The organism is Desulfosporomusa polytropa (genome assembly GCF_055380075.1).
In genome coordinates, this window is record NZ_AP042400.1 from 2495952 (window position 1) to 2517983 (window position 22032).

The 22032-nt window shown below is 42.9% G+C and carries 21 protein-coding genes; all 21 read right to left on the reverse strand.

Going from position 1 to position 22032, the window contains the following annotated elements; all coding sequences use genetic code 11:
• Positions 1–66: 66 nt before the first annotated feature.
• A complete protein-coding gene (arcC, locus tag ACZ449_RS13595) occupies positions 67–1017 on the reverse strand; it encodes a carbamate kinase (RefSeq protein WP_464261511.1) in 951 nt (316 codons plus the stop codon).
• Between the two features lie 2 nt (positions 1018–1019).
• Positions 1020–2024, reverse strand: a complete 1005-nt coding sequence (locus ACZ449_RS13600; protein WP_464261512.1) for an ornithine carbamoyltransferase — start codon at positions 2022–2024, stop codon at positions 1020–1022.
• A 76-nt stretch (positions 2025–2100) separates the two neighbouring features.
• Positions 2101–3342, reverse strand: a complete 1242-nt coding sequence (locus tag ACZ449_RS13605; RefSeq protein WP_464261513.1) for a YgeY family selenium metabolism-linked hydrolase — start codon at positions 3340–3342, stop codon at positions 2101–2103.
• 69 nt (positions 3343–3411) lie between these two features.
• Positions 3412–4632 carry a diaminopropionate ammonia-lyase gene (dpaL, locus tag ACZ449_RS13610; RefSeq protein ID WP_464261514.1) on the reverse strand — a complete coding sequence of 407 codons (1221 nt, stop codon included), beginning with the start codon at positions 4630–4632 and terminating at the stop codon, positions 3412–3414.
• 425 nt (positions 4633–5057) lie between these two features.
• The gene (locus ACZ449_RS13615; protein ID WP_464261515.1) at positions 5058–5444 is read right to left on the reverse strand and encodes a hypothetical protein; all 387 of its coding nucleotides are present in this window, start codon (positions 5442–5444) and stop codon (positions 5058–5060) included.
• Between the two features lie 78 nt (positions 5445–5522).
• The gene (locus ACZ449_RS13620; protein WP_464261516.1) at positions 5523–5705 is read right to left on the reverse strand and encodes a hypothetical protein; all 183 of its coding nucleotides are present in this window, start codon (positions 5703–5705) and stop codon (positions 5523–5525) included.
• Between the two features lie 31 nt (positions 5706–5736).
• Complete coding sequence (locus ACZ449_RS13625; protein ID WP_464261517.1) at positions 5737–6600, reverse strand: CAP domain-containing protein; 864 nt, start codon at positions 6598–6600, stop codon at positions 5737–5739.
• 24 nt (positions 6601–6624) lie between these two features.
• Complete coding sequence (locus ACZ449_RS13630) at positions 6625–7155, reverse strand: hypothetical protein (RefSeq protein ID WP_464261518.1); 531 nt, start codon at positions 7153–7155, stop codon at positions 6625–6627.
• Between the two features lie 30 nt (positions 7156–7185).
• A complete protein-coding gene (locus ACZ449_RS13635) occupies positions 7186–7647 on the reverse strand; it encodes a hypothetical protein (protein WP_464261519.1) in 462 nt (153 codons plus the stop codon).
• 203 nt (positions 7648–7850) lie between these two features.
• The gene (gdhA, locus tag ACZ449_RS13640) at positions 7851–9203 is read right to left on the reverse strand and encodes an NADP-specific glutamate dehydrogenase (protein WP_464261520.1); all 1353 of its coding nucleotides are present in this window, start codon (positions 9201–9203) and stop codon (positions 7851–7853) included.
• A 137-nt stretch (positions 9204–9340) separates the two neighbouring features.
• The gene (locus ACZ449_RS13645) at positions 9341–12283 is read right to left on the reverse strand and encodes a DUF5752 family protein (protein ID WP_464261521.1); all 2943 of its coding nucleotides are present in this window, start codon (positions 12281–12283) and stop codon (positions 9341–9343) included.
• 327 nt (positions 12284–12610) lie between these two features.
• Positions 12611–13423 carry a CoA-transferase subunit beta gene (locus ACZ449_RS13650; protein ID WP_464261522.1) on the reverse strand — a complete coding sequence of 271 codons (813 nt, stop codon included), beginning with the start codon at positions 13421–13423 and terminating at the stop codon, positions 12611–12613.
• Positions 13424–14398, reverse strand: coding sequence for a CoA transferase subunit A (locus ACZ449_RS13655; protein WP_464261523.1), 975 nt, complete (start codon positions 14396–14398; stop codon positions 13424–13426).
• An 87-nt stretch (positions 14399–14485) separates the two neighbouring features.
• Positions 14486–15673: a M24 family metallopeptidase gene (locus tag ACZ449_RS13660; RefSeq protein ID WP_464261524.1), complete on the reverse strand. Its 1188-nt coding sequence runs from the start codon at positions 15671–15673 to the stop codon at positions 14486–14488.
• Between the two features lie 69 nt (positions 15674–15742).
• Complete coding sequence (meaB, locus tag ACZ449_RS13665) at positions 15743–16717, reverse strand: methylmalonyl Co-A mutase-associated GTPase MeaB (RefSeq protein WP_464261525.1); 975 nt, start codon at positions 16715–16717, stop codon at positions 15743–15745.
• 5 nt (positions 16718–16722) lie between these two features.
• On the reverse strand, positions 16723–17121 hold the full coding sequence (locus ACZ449_RS13670; RefSeq protein WP_464261526.1) for a cobalamin B12-binding domain-containing protein: 399 nt from the start codon (positions 17119–17121) through the stop codon (positions 16723–16725).
• A 24-nt stretch (positions 17122–17145) separates the two neighbouring features.
• Positions 17146–18828: a methylmalonyl-CoA mutase family protein gene (locus tag ACZ449_RS13675; RefSeq protein WP_464261527.1), complete on the reverse strand. Its 1683-nt coding sequence runs from the start codon at positions 18826–18828 to the stop codon at positions 17146–17148.
• 18 nt (positions 18829–18846) lie between these two features.
• Positions 18847–19371: a cob(I)yrinic acid a,c-diamide adenosyltransferase gene (locus tag ACZ449_RS13680; RefSeq protein ID WP_464261528.1), complete on the reverse strand. Its 525-nt coding sequence runs from the start codon at positions 19369–19371 to the stop codon at positions 18847–18849.
• Positions 19372–19624: 253 nt separating this feature from the next.
• The gene (locus ACZ449_RS13685) at positions 19625–19843 is read right to left on the reverse strand and encodes a hypothetical protein (RefSeq protein ID WP_464261529.1); all 219 of its coding nucleotides are present in this window, start codon (positions 19841–19843) and stop codon (positions 19625–19627) included.
• Positions 19844–20128: 285 nt separating this feature from the next.
• Positions 20129–20782, reverse strand: coding sequence for a helix-turn-helix domain-containing protein (locus ACZ449_RS13690; protein WP_464261530.1), 654 nt, complete (start codon positions 20780–20782; stop codon positions 20129–20131).
• A gap of 5 nt (positions 20783–20787) precedes the next feature.
• Entirely contained in the window at positions 20788–21744 is a 957-nt protein-coding gene (metA, locus tag ACZ449_RS13695; RefSeq protein WP_464261531.1) for a homoserine O-acetyltransferase MetA, read from the reverse strand.
• Between the last annotated feature and the right edge of the window lie 288 nt (positions 21745–22032).

Consider the following 22032-nt stretch of genomic DNA (forward strand, 5'->3'; position numbering starts at 1 on the left):
TTACTTTTTTATATTACCCAGAAGGTAAAAACTGCAGAGATACTAGTGGAGCATCTCTGCCGTCTGTTACCGATACACGTGCGTTCCGGTTTTTCCGGCTACCGCCTCTTCTAGAGACTCCGGATTAGTGATAATAGCCTTGCTTCCACCATTTTCTAGGAAGCTGATCACTGCCTGAATCTTAGGCAGCATACTACCAGGCGCAAAGTGATTTTGTTTTACATATTCTTTTAACTCGGCCAGCGTCACCTTATCTAACGCTTGCTCGTCAGGTTTACCATAATTCAAATAAACTTTAGGCACACCTGTGGAAATGATCAATTCATCTGCATTAATTTGCACAGCCAGCAGACTGGAAGCAAAGTCTTTGTCAATAACGGCATCCACACCTTTAAAACTGCCATCCCCCTGCCGGATAACCGGAATACCACCGCCGCCCACAGCAATCATACAGTAGCCTTCCCGCACCAATTTACTAATAACATCTTTCTCTACAATCTCTTGAGGCTGTGGTGAAGCAACCACCCGGCGATACCCCCGCCCGGAGTCATTGACTAGTACCCAATCCGGATTACTCTTTTGAAGTTTTTCCGCCTGCTCCGGGGTGAAAAAAGAGCCAATAGGTTTTGTGGGCTTTGTAAAGGCCGGGTCATCAGCAGCTACTACTACCTGCGTTACCAAGGTTACAGCTGATTTGTCCATGCCTCTTTTCTTAAACTCATTATCCATAGCCTGTTGAATTTGATAACCGAGTGCCCCTTGAGTATCCGCACCGCAGGCTACCAACGGTACACTATGCATACCTGCCATTTCACAGGCAATTTCCGACCTTCGGAGAATAAAGCCTACCTGTGGTCCATTGCCATGAGTAATAATGGCATCATAACCTTGTTCGATCATGCCAACAATGTGCTTAGCGGTCTCACAGACAGCATCATATTGGTCTTCTACCGTCTGGCGCATGTTATCTCGAATTAAGGAGTTGCCCCCAATGGCGATAACAGCTAACTTGGCCATGCTTATCTGCCACCCATTAATAATGTCATAACAGCTTTAGCTGTATGCAAACGATTTTCAGCTTCATCATACACGACAGAATGCGGTCCATCGATAACCGAATCTTCGACTTCGTTGTTACGGTCAGCCGGCAATGCATGCATGTACAGCACGTTTTTATCAGCAGTCGCCATTTTTGCTTCCGTACACTTCCAAGATTTTTGAGCTTTTAGCTTGTCATCCACTACCGCAACCGCACCAGAAGCAGCTACGCCAGTTTGGTCGGTTACCCAGTTGCCCCAGTTTTTCGGAATAACGATATGAGCACCTTCGTAGGCTTCCGCTTCATTATCGGTAACAGTAACACTGCCGCCGTATTTTTCCGCGTTGGCTTTAGCCTGGGCAATCACCCAATCAGGCAGTTCCCAACCTTTGGGATGCGCCAGAACAACGTCCATTCCATAGCGCGGGAAAAGCAATACTTGAGATACAGGTACCGATATCGGTTTTTTATGACTTTCGGCATAAGCCCAGATAATAGATACTTTTACCCGTTTTAAGTCGCCGATTTTTTCTTTCATAGTCATAAGATCAGCCAGGGCCTGGAACGGATGATAGAGGTCGCATTGCAGGTTCATAATAGGTTTTGTTGACCATTTGGCCATTTCGGTAAGGTATTTGTTGCCATAACCCCAATTGCAGTACCGGCAAGCAATGGCATGCCCGAAGCGGGACAGGATGATGGCCGTATCTTTGGCGCTTTCACCATGAGCAATCTGCATGCTGCTGGAATCCAGGAATCCAGCATGACCGCCCAATTGGGCAAAACCGGCCTCCATCGAGTTCCTGGTACGGGTAGATTGTTCAAAGAACATAAGAAACATGGATTGATGTAACAAATAAGGTGTTGGCGTTCCCATAGCAAACTTTTTCTTTAGATCTAATGAAACCTCCAGCATGGTATCTACTTCTTCTTTAGTGAAATCTTCCAGATTGATAAAATGTCTTCCTCTAAAAATAGTTTGCATTCTAATTTCCTCCAATATTTTTCATTTTATATTTGTAGTATAACCTAATTACTATAACTCGCGGGTAGTATAGACTTTATACTAAGTTTTCCGTGTGATCTGTCATTTTGTCTGCATATTCTTTAGCATAAATCAACGGAATGGCCGCATACATAGCCGCACAGTTTACCAGTTCTTTTTTCCAGGTGCGTTCGTTAGGCGCATGCGCTTGATCTTCGTGACCAGGACCAAAGCCGATGCAAGGAATACCAAAGCGCCCCATAATGGAAACACCGTTAGTGGAGAAGGTCCATTTGTCGACTTCGGGATCTTTTTTGAATAAACCTTTATAGCTATCCACTAAGGTATTGCATACCGGATGCTCATTTTCGATAAGCCAGGTCGGGAAATAGCACTCAGTCGGATAGACTAAACCAGTATAAGCCGGTCTCTCATAGGTGTACATGCTTACTTCAGCATTAGCGGCTTTTACGGAAGGCAGATTTTTAATCTGCTGCAAAGCATATTCGCCTGTTTCACCAGCTGTTAATCGTCTATCAATGGAAATCCAACAGCTATCGGCTACGGCGCAGCGTGAAGGCGAGGTGTGGAAGATTTCCGAAACTGTCAGGCTGCCTTTTCCCAGGAAATCATGATCCATTAAATTTTCATGTAGTGCTTTTAAATCGCTTAAAATAGGGCCCATTTTATAGATAGCATTGTCACCCCGTTCCGGTGCTGAACCATGGCAGCTTACCCCGGTTGTCTTTACCCGGATTTCCATCCGGCCACGTTGCCCTCGGTAGATTTTACCATCTGTTGGTTCGGTGCTTACCACAAACTCAGGACGCAGCTTGTCTTCCTGGATAATATACTGCCAGCACAGACCGTCACAGTCTTCTTCCTGTACTGAACCAACCACCACTAGGGTATATTCACCTTCTAAGCCAAGGTCTTTTATGATTTTTCCGGCATATACCATAGAAGCCATCCCGCCCTCCTGGTCGCTGGCACCCCGGCCGATGATGATTTCCTCATCTTCATGGCCTTTGTAGGGATCATACTTCCAGTTTTCCGGGTTGCCGATCCCTACTGTGTCAATATGAGCATCCATAGCGATAAGGTGTTTTCCATGGCCAATATAGCCGAGAATATTGCCCATCGGGTCGATTTCCACCTTGTCAAAGCCTACTTTTTCCATTTCTTCTTTTATCCGCAATACAACTTTTTCTTCCTGGCAGCTTTCGCTGGGAATAGCAATCATATCGCGTAAAAATTTGCTGATTTCGGGTTCATACCTTTTTGCAAGTTCCATTATTTGTTCGAATTTTACTTTCAAAATACTAGCCCCTTTCGCTTGTGAGATTATATATTTATCCTCCCTGCCAGCAGGATGGTAGGGAGGCCTTTATCTAGCCGGAGCAGGATATTCTCCATTCCAGGTAATACTGCGATATTTCATCGGGTCGGTATCGCCTTCGGTGCTGAACAGCAGGATTCTTGAATTTTCATTCAAACCTAGTTTAGCTTTGGCTTCCGCCATATCCGGGTTAGTCATAAGTTCTACTACCAGACCGGCAGTAACCGCTCCCGATTCACCGGAAATTACTCTGGCATCTTTACCTACCGGATTACCTAATAGCCGCATTCCTTTCGCAGACACCCAGTCAGGGCAGGAAGCAAACATATAGCTGTAATCCCTAAGCACATTCCAGCCAATTGTATTCGGCTCACCACAGGCTAAACCTGCCATAATGGTGGTTAAATCCCCGGTAACAATTCTTGGCTTACCATCATTAGCCAAGGCTGATTTATATAAACAGTCAGCCTGATCAGATTCTACAATCACCGTTATTGGACGTTCACCTTTACAGGCTGAAGCAAAGAAGCCCTGCACCGCACCGGCCAACGACCCTACCCCTGCCTGAACAAACACGTGGGTTGGTTTTTCCACGCCTATGGCCTGCAGTTGCTCCAAAGCTTCCAAGGCCATCGTGCCATAACCCTGCATAATCCAGGCAGGAATCTCTTCATAGCCCTCCCAAGCCGTATCCTGAACAACCACCCAGCCATACTTTTTAGCATTTTCTGTTGCCAGGCGTACCGCATCATCATAGTTCAGATCTGTTATCGAAACCTCGGCACCTTCAGCCCGGATATTTTCCAGCCGGGTAAGCGAAGAACCCTTCGGCATATATACTATAGATTTTTGTTTTAAGCGGTTGGCTGTCCACGCAACTCCCCGGCCATGATTACCATCAGTAGCTGTAGTAAAGGTGATTTCTCCCAGCTGTTGACGAACTTCAGCTGATGTCAGCCGTGCATAGTCCAGTTCACTAATATCTTTACCCAGGCGTTGCGCTAAGTACTTAGCCATTGCAAAAGAACCACCCAGTACCTTGAAGGCATTTAAGCCAAAACGATAGGATTCATCTTTTACATACACACCAGCTACGCCCAAGTAACCAGCCAGTTCATTCAACTGGCACAGTGGGGTTGTGCTATATTCCGGGAAGCTTTTATGGAATTGCCTCACCTTGCCAATTTCTTGACGACTCAAAAAATCAATAGAATCCTTTTCTTGGTTCTCCATCATTTGATTTTTAACCCATTTAATTTTCTGGTCCATTACTAGTACCTCACTTCTGGTTTTATAATTTCAGTCACTAATTATTTAAGCAAAAATCATGCCAATCTTACCTGTTACGTAGAATTTTTGTTCCAGTTGGCTCAGCTATTCCCACGCACGCCATAGAGTCTGATGAATTTAACTTCGTTATTTTTCCTTCTCTCTAAATATTCTAATAATCCTGTCTACTTTCTTCTAGAATTCTCCGGTTTCCCTTTATCAAAATGATAAATTTATCATTTTGATAAACTGTACCTGTTACCCCTTTCTTTGTTTCTTATTATGAATAAAGTGCTCCTTCCGCTTTCTGTTAAGCCTGTATTAATACACTATTAATTTATCAAATTGAGAAAGATGGCTACCACAAATATGTTGAGGTAGCCATCTTTCTTTGTTTGTGATTATATTTAATTCTTAGTTTGACTTTATCCCTGAATTTTATCAAAATTATAGTTGAAGGTTGGTTTTACCTTCCAATTTCTCCAGACATCTCCCGGCGGGCTTATGGTAAATATCGCCTCATAAGTACAACCAGGTTCAATCCAGACTGCTATGGGTGTCGCATCTCTTTCGGTTAATGTTATGACATTGCCATCAATCAGCGTAAAGGTGATGTTGGGCTGAAACCAGTTTATTTGGTTAACAACCCTGTCGGCTCGATTGTTAGTAAAATATCCTCCAATATACAGCAAGCCATCTTCAACGTTTACACTTGTCGTTTTCCAGTCCAGATCAGCTGCATAAGCCGTACTTCCCAGCACACCTATAAGCAGCAAGCATAATACAGTAATAATCTTCAAATTTCTTTTCATTGCGCTCCACCTCTTTTTTCAGTATTTATTAGCCTCAAAGAATATAGCAGCCAGCACCTCCCTCCATAAAATTTCTCTCTACTTGATCCCATTAACCAAGATAACACCTGCAATAATCATCAGACCACTAGCACAACTAACACTAGCCGCAATAAACAGTGTTAACCTGTTTTGCTGTTTTATGCCATAAACAATGCCTACCAACCCTACTAAAAAATACAGCACACAAAAATCTAATCTTGTAAACAAACTCAAATCCACGAAAAGCTGCTCCTTTGCCTAAGTTGTTTACTTAGTAACTGGCAAACACCTGAACTCCATAGAGCGAACCATTTTTCCCTGGATATAAACCCAAGCCAACATGAGTGTAGCCAGTATTAAGGATATTGGCACGGTGTCCCGGACTATTCATCCATGCCTCCTCCAGCTTCTCTACAGAGTAATTGTAAGCGATATTTTCACCAGCTGACTTATAAGTAATACCATTCGCCTCAATGCGGTCAAAAGGCGATTGCCCTTGTAGATTAGTGTGATTAAAATAATTGTTCGCTACCATATCGGCTGCATGGTTCCGAGCCACTTCTGTCAGCCTCGCGTCAGCAACAAGCCGCGGCAAGCCTTGCTTGCTTCTGTCATTATTCAACAATTCAATCCCGAGCAGCTCGTTCTTGGTAATGCCTGCGGTTTGACTTGTCGTTTGCGTTTTCCCTGTCGCTTGCGGTTCATCGCCCCATATTAAGTGCGCACCGTTAACACACATACCAAACTTAGAAAAAGTTACCTGATGGCGGTTGGACCCCTGCGGACAGGTTTCACCGTCATAGTATTTAAACTTATCACTAATTACCGTCCGCCGAACCGCACCTTCCTCACCCTCGCCATTCCATACTGAACTATATATATACGCATGGGACGGACTTGAACTGCTAAAATTATACTCTTTAGAAGTACCGGCCGGCACAGTGTACCAGCCTCGGCATAACCACTTGTTGGTACTATCCTCGTGGTATAGAATTGAAAAAGATTTGGCTTTGTCGTAGTTATTGGTGATTGTAAGCTTGAACGCCTCCGCCTGAGGCAGAGCAGTAAGCGTTATTGCTGTAATAACAAGCAGACTCATTAGCACCTTACCGATAGCCCTTGTAAGAGCTTCCATAAACTATCCCTCTCTTTACTTTGCTTATTTATGATGTTGTTGGCGTATTTTTGCCAATTCAGCACCTATACCGGAATAAGCATAGTTATATTTAGTCTCCCCTGACAGACCTTGGTAGGTAGTAATCAAATTAAGCGTTGCCTGCTTATAAATATTGGCTTTTGCTGATAAACTTGCACTTGCGGCGCCGGTACCAAAGCTTCTGTGCTTAGGATCGTTATCCCGATCAGACCAGTTGAGCCATTCCACAGAACTGGCAGCAACAGCTACCCTCTCATAGGCCGCTACATAAGTGTCAATGCGGCCTTTATCTTCATCAAATTTATATTGCTGCTTAATGCCAGCAGCTACATTGTCCATTTCCGCTTTCCAGGCTTGCATGTACTGTTCTGATACATAATTCAATTCTGCCGTAGCCACCGCCTGTGTAAAATCGTTGGCAAAGGCCTGATCAATGGGATTATCCGCATTGTCCATTGCCATAGCCGTGTTGGTAAAACTCACAACCAATAAGCAAAGCATCCCCACTAAAACAACTATTTGTTTTCTTGCCATTGTCTCACTTCTCCTATTCTAATCCGGATCTTAATCTGCAATATGAAACTTGGTTATGAAGTTCTGCATAGTGATTCTGGCTTTCTGATAACTTATCTCTTTTTCATCAACCTCTGCCTGGCTGACCTTGCCGGATGCATTCCGCTCAAGCGCCAATTCGTATTCTAGCTTACGAATCTCATACTCCTGTTTGCAAAGGGTTCCCTCTACAGACTTTACCCAGTTATAGAAGCCGATAGTCTGCATTTCTATACCTAAATTACCTACTTGCTGTTTTTCTTCGGGAGATACTCTATCTGTTGTAAGTTTGGTTAACTCATGAAAACTTTTTAGCCAGTCATTGATATATTGAACCCCTGTTACTGCATTAGAAAAGGTAAACCGGTCATTATCCAAATTATCTACCGACTGCACATTGGAAGCATAGGCATAAGGAATATTTACTGCCAGACATAAAGCTAAGAAAGCGATAAATATTTTGATCTTTTTCATAAATTACCCCCTGATTTTTTTTAACTTCTTCATTAAATAAACGCAATACTACCTTATTTAATAATAAAGGAATTTTATTTTTTTTAAAACTATACGAAAGTATACTTTTTCGGAGAATACTCTTAAAAATCTAGAGCCTTGGACGCTTTGTCAACAATGTTCTGACAAGCGTCCAAGGCTCTATACGTTAGCTCCGTCTATTTCTATACTAATCCTTGCGCTTTCATAGCTTCGGCGACTTTAATAAATCCGGCAATATTTGCGCCGACTACCAAATTATCCTTATGTCCGTACTCTTCGGCAGCACTGCTGGTATTTTTATAAATATTAGCCATGATGGTTTTGAGTTTGGCATCCACTTCTTCGAATGTCCACGAAAGTCTCATACTATTCTGGCTCATTTCCAGGGCTGAGGTTGCTACACCGCCGGCATTAGCCGCCTTTGCAGGTCCAAACAAAACACCGCTGTCAATAAATATTTTTGTTCCCTCAAGCGTGGTCGGCATATTGGCACCTTCACCTACGGCCTTGCAGCCATTCTTAACAAGGGTTTTAGCTGCATTTTCGTTAATTTCATTTTGGGTTGCACAAGGAAGGGCAACATCACAGGGGATTGTCCAGATTCCTTCACAGCCAGCGTAATATTCGGCTGCAGGGTGTGCTTTTATGTACTCAGATATTCTCTTCCTTTCCACTTCCTTAAGTTGTTTTATAGTAGCAAAATTAATCCCGTTAGGGTCATAAATATAGCCGTTGGAATCGCTCATGGCAACCACTTTTCCGCCAAGCTGCTGCACCTTTTCTGTTGCATAAATAGCAACATTACCAGAGCCTGAAACCACAACGGTTTTACCGCTAAATGCCATTCCTTTTGCTTTAAGCATCTCGTCCATAAAATATACTAAGCCATAACCAGTAGCTTGCGTTCTTGCCAAGCTTCCGCCATAAGATAAACCTTTACCGGTTAATACACCGGCTTCATACACATTTTTGATTCTCTTAAACTGACCAAACATAAATCCAACTTCCCGTCCGCCAACACCAATATCACCGGCAGGAACGTCGATATCCTGTCCAATATATCTGTAAAGCTCGGTCATGAAGCTTTGGCAAAATCGCATAACTTCCGCATCTGATTTTCCCTTGGGATCAAAATCTGAGCCGCCTTTAGCACCGCCTATTGGCAACCCTGTCAGCGAATTCTTCAATATCTGTTCAAATCCCAGGAACTTAATTATGCCAGCGTACACCGAAGGATGGAAACGCAGACCGCCTTTATACGGTCCAATAGCATTGTTAAACTGTACCCTAAATCCTCTGTTAACCTGCACCCTGCCAATATCATCAACCCAGGGAACTCTAAATATTATTAGCCGCTCTGGTTCAACAAGTCTTTCTACTATTCCAAGCTCAATATATTCCGGATGCTTTTCCAGTACTGCAACCAAAGATTCAAGAACCTCTTGAACTGCTTGATGAAATTCCGGCTCATTAGCGTTCCTTTTGACAACCCGTCTGTAGAGTTCGTCACAATATTTTTTGGCATTTGCAGTCATTTATAAGCCCCCTTTAAGTAAATGATTGAATCTTAAGAATATTATATCATTTATTTTGTGCATTGCCCACGAATATTTATATGTTTGTTTACTACATAAATAATATCCGCCAAACTACCGCTTTTTTAAACACTAATTCACTTGTATATTCCCCCCTGGAATCTCCGGCCATCAAGTTTAACCAGAAAAGGCTCCTCCCGTCTGATCAATCTTACGTGTTCAGTCTGTTTCAAAACAGGCTGTCTCAATAACCAATTCCAATCAAGGTGTTCTTCAGCCTTATTATAGTGAATATGAAAGTACCCCATATTAGTTGCCGTAAGGTTATGAAAAAAATGACTTCCCATCGATGGTTCCGGCGAAAGATCCTTGGTATCAACTTCCACGATAATAAGAGCCTGAGACATCTGAGACCAGGCTAAAGGTATTCCCAACCAGGGATCTGAAGTACCAACCCGGCCAAAGCCGATGAGAATACAACGGCGTCTTTCTTTAAATAATATACTATTAAGTTCGCCAATCTCGCCAGCTATTTGCCTGCTCTTCTTCAATTCAAATTTCTGCGGATCAACGACGATAATATCATGGATATTTTGAAAGAAACCATTACCAATGGTATGTTGGCTAAAACATACTATCTCTTTGGGCACATCCAATTTTACCTGAAAAGCTTCCCTACCAACTACCATCGGCCTAATCTGTAAAAAATAAAACTCCTTAGGCTTATTTTTGTCTTGCGGAATTGTAACAGCAAATTCAATTTCAACATCGGCACCAAATGATTGTTTCCCCAGTCGGAGCAAGTCTTTGATAATACTTGTCAAAGGCAGTCTATTGTATTTTAAAATTTGGGAAAATGTCACTATTTTCGGACCTCTTATGTTTGCATTGTCATAAATACAATCATTTTCAGCAGAATAAGTGCTGCCAATATACTCCAGCGTATTATCTTTTTCTGCTCTGGAGATAGAAAGTTTTTCATAATTACAATCATCATTTACACAAAGACTGCTATCGGCTGAAGCAGCAAGATTCACTGCATAAAAGGTATTTTGTGAATTGTCCAGATAGTCCCGCGGGCTTGCGAACATTGGATTCATTTTCGGATGCGCCGGAGAATAACGATATACCTTCTCCCCTTCAACAATACTTTTCCCTAAACCTAGTGCAAGACTCACAGTACCCTCTTCTGGCTTCATGGGGTAATAGGGGTAAAAGTTGTAAGACTGTGCCACTCCGGAAATAACTGGATAGTAGATGTCCTCATAACGTTCACCGACAAGCTCCTGAATCAATACGGCCATTTTTTCCTCTTCAATACGAATATCGGCATTGTAAATATATTGCCTGGGGGATGCGTAAAATACCGATGCATAAACAAGTTTCACGGCATCGGCAAGCTGTTTAAAGCGAATTGCCAACTCATTATGACTATTAGGCACCAGATACGTCTTGTAAATTCCGGCAAAAGGCAACACCCTTGAATCTTCAAGAAGACTTGAAGATCGAACAGCCAGCGGACATTTTACATATTGCAGCAAATCATGTAGATTTTTTTGAATATCTGCAGGCAGCTCTGCTTCCAGAAATTTTCTGGAAATTACATCTTCATCCCAGGTATTTGCAATAAAACCATAGAGATTATTTGTTTCAATAAATTGTTCAAACACTTCACTGCAAATAACAAAAGAACTCGGGATTTTGATTTTAATTTCTTCATATTTATCACGCAAATAGGCTTTCGTAATCAATGAATTGATGAAGGCAATTCCCCTGGCTTTCCCGCCTAAAGAACCTTTTCCCAACTTAATAAAGGCATTCTCCATATCTTTCTTGGAAAGACCCTCAAAGTCAAGAATAACGCCTGATTGATACCTTTCAAAATAGGTAGTTAGTACTTCCAGCATATAGCTTCTAATATCCGCTATATTGGAAAAATCAACAGTGCCAATGTATCTAAGCTTTTCTGCAATTTCAAATTCTGTACGCGCTCTGAACCACCGCGAAAAATGATTGTTAACCGCATGATAGTATAAGCTCTCATCAGGTAAATCCCGGATTACTCTCTCTAAATCTGTTATATGAGTAGCTTCAGCAATAATTCTCCCATCCGGATATTTAAATACAAACGGACCAAAGCCATAATTTTCAAAGATATAGGTGCGTAAATCATGTAATAGATTGGGCGAATTTTTATCCATAAACCGCAGCTGATTTGCTTTGGCCCTCTCCGCATTTTCACAATCTTCTGACTGCAATAGAAATGAAAAATCAGTACCCATTTCTCTTACTATCTGGGCCAATTCTATACCTGCCGTTGGAGTCATTTCGTCATGTTTAGGGAATTTTGCATCAGAAATAACACCAAGTAAGTTATGACGGTATTGCGTAATAATAGACAAGGCTTCTTCATAGGTTTCGGCCAGCAGAATCTTGGGTCTTAGACGAAGGCGAAGCAGTCGATGGCTAATATTCATGGCATGCAAAACCAGATAGCGCGTCTGCGTTAAAATTTCAGTATAGATTGTCGGCAAAATTTGCGAATAGTATAAGGGGGAATCATCGACAAGCAGGATGATTTGTACGCCCTGTTTGCTGTCTGCTGCCACATTACGCTGGTCTTCTATATATTTAATAATAGCCAGTAAAATCTTGCTATCTCCTGACCAATAGAATACCCTCTCAATCCAGGGAGTGTTGCGTACTTGAGCAATTGTCTGAGCCGACAGCCGCTCATAAGACAGCATGACAATGGGTATGTCAGGCTGGGCTTCTTTTAGTGCTTTCTCCAATTCAAAAGAAGTCATATCACTAATGCGAAACATAGTAATTATGAGATGAAACGTTCGTTCCTCCAGTGCAGTGAGCGCTTCCTCCAAGCTGACAACCCGCTGAATACGAGGAATAAGGGAAATATTAAGATCCGCGAACTGATTATATATCTGTTCAGATAATTGACCATCCTCTTCAAGCACAAACCCGTCGTACAAAGTGGATACCAGGAGTATTTCTGTAACCCGGAACTTCATTAAATCGTGAATACTCGAAAAGCGGGCCTTTAAATCGACGAACCGTTTCATAAAATTCCCCTCCTAACTGTCGGGATACAACGTGTTAAAGACTTTTGCAGGTAGGTGGTGTGTTGGCAATGCATCACCTACCTGCGCCTGCAAACTTCATTATTGCGAAATATATGGCTAACAAAAAGACGGTGCTGTTGTTACATAGAAATAAGATCTATGCGCCAACAGCACCGTCCCCTTTGTCTCAGCCGAACAGTCCCGTCGCACAGTCCTGCAAGCCCCCCTGAAGCTTATGGTAAAGAAAACACGGCTTGCGCCGAGCCTTTGGCGAAAGTGGAAGCCGATGTTGCCCTTATCCTGTTCTTAAGAAAGTTATACTTTCTGTTAGGGTAAGAAAATTCCTTCGGGATCGATTACCTGATAGAGTAATTCAACTTGTTTTTTAGTGGGTGGCAGTGTTTGCCCTGAAACCCGGGATACATTGAGTTTAAAACCCACGTTATCAATAACATCCTGTACAGTAAAGCCGGGATGCACAGTATCTAAATACATTTCGCCGGTTTCATCAAAACGAAATACCGCCATATCGGTGATTACAGTAGATACTCCGCCTTTAAAATAAGACTTGTAGACTTCTTGCTTGGTCACCCATTCACCTGAGGGCCATTTTTTTACCCGCCAGCCAGGTGAAGTAACATAATCAACCTGTTCTTTAAACCGGCGTTTTTCCTGTACCATGATAAACACCGTTCTTTTCGCATAAGAACAGATATCCGAATTGCCGCCGCTGCCGGTAAAACGCTTTTTCGGATGATTATAGTCGCCAAGCACGGTACAGTTTACATTACCATATTTATCAATTTCCGCACCGCCTAAGAAACCGAGATCAACCGTACCGGAATGTAGCTGCCCATAGAAGGCCTCAAACAAACCTGCGGCTTTGGACGCTTGGTAGGTGCAGCGGGCATCACCCACCGAAGTCGGCGTATGTAAAGGCCTGCCGTCAATACTACCCGCTTCATAAATACATACGGCATTAGGGGCATGTTCCTGCTGAGCCAGCGTGATGGCCAGCATGGGCAATCCGGTACCCGCGAAAACAACATCACCATCATTTACTTCTCTGGCAGCTGCTGCCGCCAATAAATCGATCGGTTTAAACTCGCCAGGTTTGCAGTATTCACTTGCATGGCTCACCTATCTTGTCCCCCTTTTGACCCTAGATGAATAGCCTAAAATTTTACTGGCCCGTAATTCTTCCAGTCGTCTGACTCCCAGCTTTTCCAAATAGTCTTCATGACTCTTAACACTAAAGATCCATTTTTCCGCAAACTCGTCAAATGCTTTCTGCTCCCGAATTTTGTTAAAGGCTTTTAGGAAGTCGGCATCAGCATCATAGTAAAATTGGGAACCTGTCGGATGAGCCGCCCAGGGACATTCTACAATATAGTCAATCTCATATCCCGAGGCCAAGTTTGCCGCCGGATCTCGTCGCAGATAGCTGTCTGGCACGATTTCTTCGCAGATGACAATTACGGTCTTGGAAGCTTTGATAACCTCGGCATCACTATAGCTTTGCGAGAGAATTCTCACAGTACCTTCATCCCCGACTATCGGTGCATACACCAAAGCCACGTCTGGGTTTACTGCCGGCAGCAGCGCACATTCTCCCCGGTTAAAGAACGGGTCATCAGCCATAATGTATTTCTTGGCAGGAATATTGCGATGCCTGCCATCCCTCAAACCGGCTTTGGCTAATTGGTCATACTCAGGATTGAAAATATCGGTACCCATGGCTAAGGCACAGGGGAAGAACGGCAACCCTAATGCTCCGGCCATCAAGCGTCCCACCGTATGTCCGTGGCTGTAATCATCTACCAGAATTTCCCCACTGATTTGCTTGCGGGCTAAATTCTCGCCAATTTTCCCCAGCATTTCCTGGCCCATCCAGGCTCCTTCCCAGATTTTTACGCAGCCTGCACCGACTAATAAATCACTATGAAAGCCACCCTGCACCTCAAATAAATGCAGGTCTTTTTTTCTCTGGCGTATCAACTCATAACAGAGCGCTACTGGGCGTCGCCAGATGGTAAAACCACTAAAGGTTATCTGGTCACCATCCTGCACCAACGCAGCAGCCTCGGCTAGATTAATTTTTTTCGGTTGACTCACTTCAAGTCCTCCTCCATATTACTGTTGGCATCACCCTTTGTACATTATACAACGCGGTAAAGATTTTTGCAGTTGGTGGTGTGCTGGCTATTTTACGTACGTAATAACCTGAGGAGTTATGCTCAAATATTGTGGACCTGTTTCAGTCATAACAAAGCTATTCTCTGTACCAATAGCCCCTTCAGGAAAAACAAATTTAGGTTCAAGTGCAAAAGTCATTCCCGGTACTATCGGCGTCTTCATGCCTTTCGCCAATATCGGCCATTCATCTAATTCCAGACCAATGCCATGACCAACAAATTTGACCTGGTCTTCCTTATAACCCATAAAATGATCCTGATACCCCAGTTCTGCTGCTAGCTTTACGGCCAACAGATAGGGTTCTTCGGCCAAAGTTCCTGGCTTAATGCTTTTTACAATTTCCCTTTCAATCAGTAAGGCCGCTTCATAAGCCTTAACCAATTTTGGGGAAAGTTCACCAATACAGAATATCCTGGTTTGATCACCAGTATAGCCTTTAACGATGGAAGTATAGTCAATATAAACAACCTCATTGCGGTTTATCCTTTTCCAGCCGGCTCCTGCCGGCTGAGCGGCATTAGGGCCCTGACCACCCACCGGCCCGTCGAAATAGTTGGGATAAAAACCGCTGTCGCCGGTACACACAGTACCATAGAAAAAGTCCTGACTGAAGGCCCGCATCCTGCAGGGACCGGCATAACCGCGTTTGCGCATTTCAGCCTCAAATAAGGCGGCTAATTCCAATTCTGACATTCCCTCTCGTAAAAAAGAAGGCACTGCCAGGAACGCCTGATCAATAACACCTAAGGCTCCACGCATTAGTTCAATTTCATATGCTGACTTAACCGCACGAATTTCTTTGATGTCAGGCGAAATATCTATAAACTCCGTAGTGGAAAAAATCTTTTGATAGGACTTATATATATTGAAAGGTACTACATCTAATTCCAGACCGATTCTGCCAATATCATTATATCCATGGGCTGCCAGAATTTCCGGAATTTGCTTGGGATTCTTGATGGCGACAATATTTTTTAATGGTGACTCTTGCTGACCGCGTGTTAGACTCTTCTTCACCATAAGTACCGGTTGACCGCTGGCCGGGATAAACAAGTACGAGTTTTGCATCGTACCGGTAAAGTAAAATAAATCACTTTGCATTAAAATTAAGGCTCCATTGGCGGCTTGTTCAACTAGCTTTTGCTGGAATTTACTGATTCTGGATTCAATTTCGACTGTCGGTGTTAATTCCATAATGAACTTCCTTTCCTCTATATTCTATGTGCAACGCAGTAACACTCTGCAATTTTTTATTGCAGAATATTACTTCTTCACATACCTTTGCGCTACTTGCTCAGCCAGTGTGTAGGGATCAATTTCCTTATTAATTAGTTTGTCCACCATAGATTCCATTTCCCCACCGTCATTCAATTCCTGTAAGATAGGTTGAAGAATACTGCCCCATAAGGCTTCATTAAGTTCAGCTGTGGTTTTGCGACGCAAACGATTAGATAAAAGCTTACTTTTTACTAAATACTGATAGTGTTCCTCTATCTTATCACACAAAAGATTCACACTCTCAGCAAATTTGAGGGGTTCTGCTATGCTCTCGACCTTCATAACCGGGATTGTCCATTGCTCACTTGAGGCCGTATCGCCATTACGGGATAAAGAAGCAATATTTAATAGCTCCTGATACAGTTTATTTGCACCGTCTCTGTCAGCTTTATTGATAACAAAGATATCGGCTATTTCCATCAAGCCTGCTTTAATAGCCTGGACGTCATCCCCCATCCCTGGTACAAGCACAACAACAACAGTATGAGCATGATTGATGATATCAACCTCTTGCTGGCCAACACCGCAGGTTTCGACAATTACCTTTTCTTTACCTGACGCTTCCACTACATGGATGGCTTCACCAACAGCCTTAGACAGTCCGCCCATTGAGCCTCTAGTAGCCAGGCTGCGGACAAACACGCCACGGTCCTCGGCATGGCGCAACATACGAATCCGATCTCCCAATATAGCCCCGCCCGTAAAAGGGCTTGTCGGGTCAACTGCCAACACTCCCACAGTTTTTTCTTTTTTGCGGTACGCTGCAATCAATTCATCAATCAGCGTGCTTTTGCCAGCACCGGGGGCACCGGTAATGCCCACAATATGAGAATTACCGGTTGCAGTAAACAACTCTTTGATGGCCACATAGGTATCTGGTATTTGGTCTTCCAAATTTCTTATCAGACGGGAGGCAGCGCGAATATCGCCTGCCAGCACTCTTTTGCTTAATTCTTCCATCTTATTCACGCCTCAGGCTTTACATTGGTATTAATCCACTCGACAATAGCGTCCAGCTTGGTCCCTGGAGTAAATATCGCCTTCAGCCCAGCCTCATACAAGGCTGGCATATCTTGTTCGGGAATAATGCCCCCGCCAATAACGATAATATCTTCGGCATCTCTTTCCTGCAGCAGTCTGGCTACTTCGGGAAACAGGTATTTGTGTGCTCCTGACAAACAGCTTAACCCTACTAAATCAACATCTTCTTGAATAGCAATGGCTGCTATTTGTTCCGATGTTTGATGACAGCCTGTATAAATAACTTCAAAACCGGCATCACGGAAGCATCTGGCTAACACCTTTGCCCCCCGGTCATGTCCGTCAAGACCCGGTTTTGCTAATAAAACGCGAATTTTTCTCATCTTACTGCCTCCTAAAGGGTGTTTTTAGAATATTCCGGGGTCACGGTATTCTCCGTAAACCTCGCGATAGACATCACAAATTTCCTGAACAGTAGCATAGCTTTTAACAGCTTCAATGCAGTAAGGCATAACATTATCGCCTTTTTTGCAGGCACCAGCAAGGTCTTTCAGACATTCCTTAACCTTACGATTGTCCCGTTTTCTCTTAACCTCAGCTAACCGCTTGAGCTGCTGTTCTTCCACAGCCTCATCGATGGCGACCATCGGAATATCTACCTTTTCGTTGGCTTCCACATACTTATTAACGCCAATCATTGTTTTTTCCTGAGCATCAATTTGCCGTTGGAACTTATAGGCAGCATCCGAAATTTCCATTTGCGGATAGCCTTTTTCGATGGCAGCAATCATGCCGCCCATATCGTCAATCTTATGGATATATTCCCAGGCTTTTTCTTCCATTTCATTGGTAAGTGATTCCACAAAGTACGAGCCGGCTAAGGGGTCAATTGTGTTGGCAACACCTGTTTCTTCGGCCAGAATTTGTTGGGTTCTTACGGCAATCTGCACAGCATGTTCGGACGGCAGGCATAAGACCTCGTCCAGCGAATTGGTATGTAGCGACTGGGTTCCGCCTAAGACAGCAGCCAACGCTTCGACAGCTGTTCTGATAACATTGTTATAGGGCTGCTGGGCAGTCAGTGAGCAGCCAGCCGTCTGGGTGTGAAACCGCATCCAGCACGAGCGCGGGTCTTTAGCGCCAAAGCGGTCACGCATAACCTTGGCCCAAATGCGGCGTGCAGCCCGCAGCTTGGCAATTTCCTCAAAAAAGTCAATATGGGAGTTGAAAAAGAAGGACAATCTGGACGCAAATTGATCGACCTGCAAACCTTTGCGGTTGATGGCGTCCTCAACATATTCAATACCATCCCGCAATGTAAAGGCCAATTCCTGAGCAGCTGTTGAGCCAGCTTCGCGGATGTGGTAGCCACTAATACTGATGGTGTTCCATTTGGGTACATACTTAGTACCAAACTCAATGGTATCACTAATAAGCTTTACCGAAGGCTCCGGCGGACACATAAGGGTTTTTTGCGCAATAAATTCTTTTAATATGTCATTCTGGATGGTACCACTTATTGTGTTAAGGGGTACACCCTGCCTCTCGGCTGCGGCGCAGTACATAGCCCATAACACAGTTGCCGGCGGATTAATAGTCATAGAAGTGCTAATCTTGTCTAAGGGAATCCCCTTGATAAGGTCATTGAAATCATCTAAGGTATCAATGGCTACCCCGCATTTGCCACATTCCCCTCTGGCTTTAGGTGAATCAGTATCATAGCCCATCAAGGTCGGAAAATCAAAAGCAGTACTCAGACCAGTCTGTCCGGTTGACAATAGATAATGCCAGCGCTCATTGGTTTCGACAGCTGTGCCCATACCTGAGAACATACGAAAGGTCCAATACTTGCCCCGGTAACCAGTAGGTTGATTGCCCCGTAAAAAGGGAAATTGCCCCGGGTAGGCGATATCGTTTGCAAAATCCATATTCTTAACATCATCAGGGCCATAAATTCTCTTTATCTCCAAATCAGAAACCGTGGTCCAGTTTTCTTTTTGATCCGCATGTTTAGCGACAGAACGTTTAACTTCATCCTCCCACTTTTTCCGCAGTGGATCATTTTGGTCTAATAATTCTTTAGTAAACAATGTTGGTTCCCCCTATGCTTAATATTCTATGCCTGCTCGTTCCTTGACACCAGCATAGTAATGGTGTTTAATTTCCCTTACTTCACTTACCATATCAGCCATATCCGTAACTTTGTCCGAGGCATACCGTCCAGTTAATACCAAATCTACTTCAGGCGGCTTACTTATGATTAAATCCAAGACAGCTTTCTCGGAAATCAAATGGAAATCAGCAGCAACATTGATCTCATCCAGAATAACCATATCATAGTTTTTACTATGAATAACCTCTTTTGCCTTTTCTAAACCCTGTGTGGCAAGAGCAACATCTTGCGGTGTTGGCTTGTCCCGCATGACGAAGCTATCCAGACCTGCTTGAATAATTGTAATATCTGGCAAATATCGTTCCACCGCTAAAACTTCACCGTATTTCCGCCCTTTCATGAACTGGATAATACAAACCTTATAGCCTTGTCCGACAGCACGTAATGCCTGACCAAACGCAGCTGTTGTTTTGCCCTTGCCGTCACCAGTAATTACCATTACTAGGCCACGTTTAGCCACAGCTGTTTTCTCTGCTGCACTGTTAATATTTTCACCCTCTTCCGTAAAACACGTCTCGCTCTAAGAATTGCCCCCAATTAATTAATTCTCTTCCTACCGCCTATCTCCTCCCGCTCTGGAAGATTTACCACTGCCATCCAGTCAACAATCTGTTACCACTTCTTGCTTACTTCCACTGCCTTAGTCTTTCCATCTGAATAAAGAAAACACCGCTTACCAATACAGTAAACAGTGTTTAACCTGATAGTCTCACTCAAAAAAATTGTCCTTTGGCTACATTAAAAAACCAGCCTCGCGGCACCTTTATTTTTGAAAAATCAATCGACATCCTTGTCTGAATGAGTTTATCTTGATCATCATACTCCTTGGTTAGAACCTTTACTGCCTTTTCCGGTTGCACATGCTTGCCTTCCACATCCATATAGCTAACTTCTTTTCGAACACTAGTAAAGGGTTGGTTTACGTTATCCATAGCTAACCGTCCTCGTCAGACTGTATTAATTTTAAGCTGACTTAGCGTCTCAGACTCGCTAATGATTATTGGGGCATATTTCTTTCCTGGCGTTTGCTGTTATCCGTCGGCTTTCACTACCAAAACAACAGAGCAGCAAACTAACCCGTATCGGCAGTTAACCCGCTATAGATTCACACTCCTTTATTTATGAAATTGTAATATATCCGAACATTCAGATATATTACAATTTCATTATAACATTCCCTTAAAAAGGGAAAAATCCCCCAAATGGGGGATTTCACATTACTCATCAGAAATTTTTTTTATACTATGCGCTAATAATTCAGTCCTTGACCGTGCATTCGTTTTAGCAAACAAATTTTTCAGGTGCGTTTTTACCGTTTCCGAACCAATAAACAAGCGCTCGCCTATTTCTTTATTTGGTAGCCCTTGAGCAAGAAGAAGCAAAATTTCCGACTCGCGTGTAGTAAATGATGATATTGTCGGCTTTATAGTTAACTCTTGCTGCTTTTTTTCTCTCTGTTTAGCATTTTCCTCATCTTTAAGCTTTGCAAAAATATACTGCATATGTTCACCTAACATTTTGAGCAGTTGCATCTCACCATCATCGAAATCACGTTGCTTTTGTGTACGATGAAGCGTGATGTCAGCCAACACATTCCCACTGTACATCAAGTGAACTACTGCCAAGTAATTGTTGTAGTTTTGATAGTATTCGTAATAATAATTAAATAACGCGCCTTCTATCTCGCTATGATAAAGACAATCAAATAATTGCAAACTCGGCTCAACCGAAAAAAAAACACCATTTTCATAAGGGATAATGCGACGAATAAGGGACATGGATTCTGTAATAAAAGTTGCTTGACTGTCGCATTGATGTAACCGTAATACAACTTCATTAAACTTATGGAGTTTTCGCTGTGATATATACATTTTTCTTAGATTCCATCGCCATAAAGCCCGCACAAATCTTCAGACTCAGTCAATTTGTCCAGATCAAAGGGTGTTCCCTGATAAACATAGTAGTTAAGCCAGTTGGAAAACAGTAAATTGGCCGCGCTTCGCCAGCGTACCACTGGTTGCTGCTGCGGATCATCGTTAGGATAATAATTAGCTGGTACATTAATCGGCAGCCCTTGCGAAACATCGCGGTCATATTCTGCTTTGAGCGTCAAGGGGTCATATTCGGAGTGACCAGTGATAAAAAAGTGCCGGTATTTTTTATCCATAACGGCATAAATGCCTGATTCTGCTGATTCTGAAAGTATCGATAATTGCGATACCTTCTCGATATCTTCCCGCCGCACTTCGGTATGGCGGGAGTGCGGAACGTAAAAAATGTCGTCAAAACCACGAAACAGCATTTTTTCCTTCCTATTTACCGTATGAGGGAATACCCCAAACATCTTCTGCTGCAAATCATATTTAGGAATACCATAGTGGTGATACAAGGCTGCTTGTGCTCCCCAACAGATATGGAACGTCGAATACACATTTTTCCTGCTCCAATCCATAATTTCGCACAACTCATTCCAATAGACGACTTCTTCAAAAGGAATTTGTTCTATTGGTGCTCCGGTGATAATCATCCCATCATATTTGCGGTTTTTCACTTCATCAAACGTCTCATAAAATTTAACCAAATGCTCCTGTGACGTATGCTTAGGTTCATATGTGGCTGTATACAGGAAATCAAATTCCACCTGCAGCGGAGAATTGCCAAGCAACCGAAGCAATTGCGTCTCTGTGACTATTTTGGTAGGCATCAGATTTAACAATAATATTCGAAGCGGACGTATGTCTTGCGAATAGGCACGTTTTTCATCCATTGCGAAAATATTTTCTTTTTCAAGAATGTTTACAGCAGGTAAATTATTGGGGATTTTTATTGGCATAATATTCCGCTCCTTTGCGTTAATTTTTCAACTATTATATTAACTAATATTATACTGTTTGGATTTAATTTGCAATAAACAACATGTATTATGCGCCGCTCCATTTATACTACTATATATAACAACATATGCATTAAATTCTACCACAAAATTAGCACAAGATATATAAGAACCCTGCGTTTTTGCCTGAAAGCAGGAACGCAGGGTTCTCTGTAAATATCTCTTTAAATAATGTTATTAATGAATTATCGCGAATTGCTCATAAAGTGCCTTAATCTTTTTGTAATT